Source organism: Sporolactobacillus shoreae (assembly GCF_004684935.1).
In the GTDB taxonomy this organism is placed as follows: Bacteria; Bacillota; Bacilli; order Bacillales; family Sporolactobacillaceae; genus Sporolactobacillus; species Sporolactobacillus shoreae.
In genome coordinates this window covers 1,849-5,066 of sequence record NZ_SRJD01000047.1, presented here as the reverse complement: position 1 = coordinate 5,066, position 3,218 = coordinate 1,849, and the positions used below count along the sequence as shown (strand labels likewise).

The 3,218-nt window shown below is 55.5% G+C and carries 2 rRNA genes; both read right to left on the bottom strand.

The annotated features are described in order from the left end of the window. A 5S ribosomal RNA gene (gene rrf, locus E4665_RS17850) occupies positions 1-117 on the bottom strand. 76 nt (positions 118-193) lie between these two features. Next, positions 194-3,123 (bottom strand): 23S ribosomal RNA (locus E4665_RS17845). Positions 3,124-3,218: the final 95 nt, after the last annotated feature.

Here is a 3,218-nt window from a genome sequence, read left to right as displayed (position 1 = left end):
GCCTGGCAGTGACCTACTCTCACAGGGGGACAGCCCCCAACTACCATCGGCACAGAAGAGCTTAACGGCCGTGTTCGGGATGGGAACGGGTGTGACCTCTTCGCTATGACCGCCAGACTAAAACCCGGCTCGTGCGAGCCTTCAAAACCGGTAACGAATGAAACAAGCGCCTTTCTTCCTCTTACTGACCGCTGGGGTTAAGCCCTCGGCCGATTAGTATCTGTCCGCTCCACGCGTCACCGCGCTTCCACTCCAGACCTATCTACCTCATCATCTCTGAGGGGCCTTACTGATTTAAAATCATGGGAAATCTCATCTTGAAGGGGGCTTCATGCTTAGATGCTTTCAGCACTTATCCCGTCCACACATAGCTACCCAGCGTCTGCTCCTGGCGGAACAACTGGTACACCAGCGGTGTGTCCATCCCGGTCCTCTCGTACTAAGGACAGCTCTTCTCAAATTTCCTACGCCCGCGACGGATAGGGACCGAACTGTCTCACGACGTTCTGAACCCAGCTCGCGTACCGCTTTAATGGGCGAACAGCCCAACCCTTGGGACCTACTTCAGCCCCAGGATGCGATGAGCCGACATCGAGGTGCCAAACCTCCCCGTCGATGTGAACTCTTGGGGGAGATAAGCCTGTTATCCCCAGGGTAGCTTTTATCCGTTGAGCGATGGCCCTTCCATGCGGTGCCACCGGATCACTAAGCCCGACTTTCGTCCCTGCTCGACTTGTAGGTCTCGCAGTCAAGCTCCCTTGTGCCTTTACACTCTGCGAATGATTTCCAACCATTCTGAGGGAACCTTTGGGCGCCTCCGTTACCTTTTAGGAGGCGACCGCCCCAGTCAAACTGCCCGCCTGACACTGTCTCCGGACCGGATCACGGTCCAGGGTTAGAATGTCGGTATCGTCAGGGCAGTATCCCACGGGCGCCTTCACCGAACCTGGCGGTCCGGCTGCTCTGGCTCCTGCCTATCCTGTACAAACGATACCCACATCCAATATCAAGCTGCAGTAAAGCTCCATGGGGTCTTTCCGTCCTGTCGCGGGTAACCTGCATCTTCACAGGTACTATAATTTCACCGGGTCTCTCGTTGAGACAGTATCCAAATCGTTACACCTTTCGTGCGGGTCGGAACTTACCCGACAAGGAATTTCGCTACCTTAGGACCGTTATAGTTACGGCCGCCGTTTACTGGGGCTTCAATTCAAAGCTTCTCCCCGAAGGGATGACCTCTCCTTTTAACCTTCCAGCACCGGGCAGGTGTCAGCCCCTATACTTCACCTTGCGGTTTCGCAGAAACCTGTGTTTTTGATAAACAGTCGCTTGGATCTTTTCACTGCGGCTCTCTGGACCCGAAGGTCCGTCGAGCACCCCTTCTCCCGAAGTTACGGGGTGATTTTGCCGAGTTCCTTAACGAGAGTTCTCCCGAGCGTCTTAGAATTCTCTTCTTGCCCACCTGTGTCGGTTTCGGTACGGGCGCCTTTCCACTCGCTAGAGGCTTTTCTTGGCAGTGTAGGTTCCGGCCCTTCGGTACTTAATTTCCCTCCTCATCACCGCTCGGCTTCCTGCAGCGGGATTTGCCTCGCTGCCGGCCTCACGGCTTGAACGCACGCTTCCATCCGTGCGCGGCCCAGCCTTCCTGCGTCCCCCCATCACTCAAACGCGAATTGGCGGTACAGGACTTTCCACCTGTTGTCCATCGCCTACGCCTCTCGGCCTCGGCTTAGGTCCCGACTAACCCTGAGCGGACGAACCTTCCTCAGGAAACCTCAGGCTTTCGACGGAGGAGATTCTCACTCCTCTTTTCGTTACTCATACCGGCATTCTCACTTCCAAGCGCTCCAGCCGACCTTCCGATCGACCTTCAACGCCCTTGGAACGCTCCCCTACCATGACCCTACGGGTCATCCGCGACTTCGGTGCTGTGTTTGAGCCCCGTTACATTTTCGGCGCAGCGCCACTCGACCAGTGAGCTATTACGCACTCTTTAAATGGTGGCTGCTTCTGAGCCAACATCCTGGTTGTCTGGGCAACGCCACATCCTTTCCCACTTAACACACACTTGGGGACCTTAGTCGGCGGTCTGGGCTGTTTCCCTTTCGACGACGGATCTTATCACTCGCCGTCTGACTCCCGGATAGGAGCGCCTGGCATTCGGAGTTTGACTGAACTCGGTAATCCTGTGGGGACCCCTTATTCAATCAGTGCTCTACCTCCAGGCCTCTCATTCCGAGGCTAGCCCTAAAGCTATTTCGGGGAGAACCAGCTATCTCCGTGTTCGATTGGCATTTCACCCCTACCCACACCTCATCCCCGCATTTTTCAACATGCGTGGGTTCGGGCCTCCATTCAGTGTTACCTGAACTTCACCCTGGACATGGGTAGATCACACGGTTTCGGGTCGGCAACCCTAAACTCATTCGCCCTCTTCAGACTCGCTTTCGCTGCGGCTCCGCCTCTTCAGCTTAACCTGGCTTAGAATCGCCACTCGCCGGTCCATTCTACAAAAGGTACGCTGTCACCCCCCGAAGGGGGCTCCAACTACTTGTAGGCACACGGTTTCAGGATCTCTTTCACTCCCCTTCCGGGGTGCTTTTCACCTTTCCCTCACGGTACTGGTTCACTATCGGTCACTGGGGAGTATTTAGCCTTGGGAGACGGTCCTCCCAGATTCCGACGGGGTTTCTCGTGTCCCGCCGTACTCAGGATCCACTCCGGAGTGCGCGCTTCTTCGGCTACAGGGCGTTTGCCTTCTTTGGCCGGCCTTTCCAGGCCGTTCGCCTGAATCGCGCATTTCTGACTCCATGTGGAGTGTCCTACAACCCCAGGGGGCAAGCCCCCTGGTTTGGGCTGTTTCCGTTTCGCTCGCCACTACTCAGGAAATCGCATTTGCTTTCTCTTCCTCCGGGTACTGAGATGTTTCAGTTCCCCGGGTCTGCCTTGACGCGCCTATGGATTCAGCGCGCCATCCTATCCGTTCAGGATAGGGGGTTCCCCCATTCGGAAATCTCCGGATCAAAGCTGACTTACAGCTCCCCGGAGCTTATCGGAGTTCGTTCCGTCCTTCATCGGCTCCCAGTGCCAAGGCATCCACCGTGCGCCCTTTAAAACTTAACCACTTCATAAAAGACACGTCTTTTACGCTCGGTCAAAATTAGAATTCTTGGCTTGTTGCTTGTTTCATTCATTATCCAGTTTTCAAGGATCGTCCT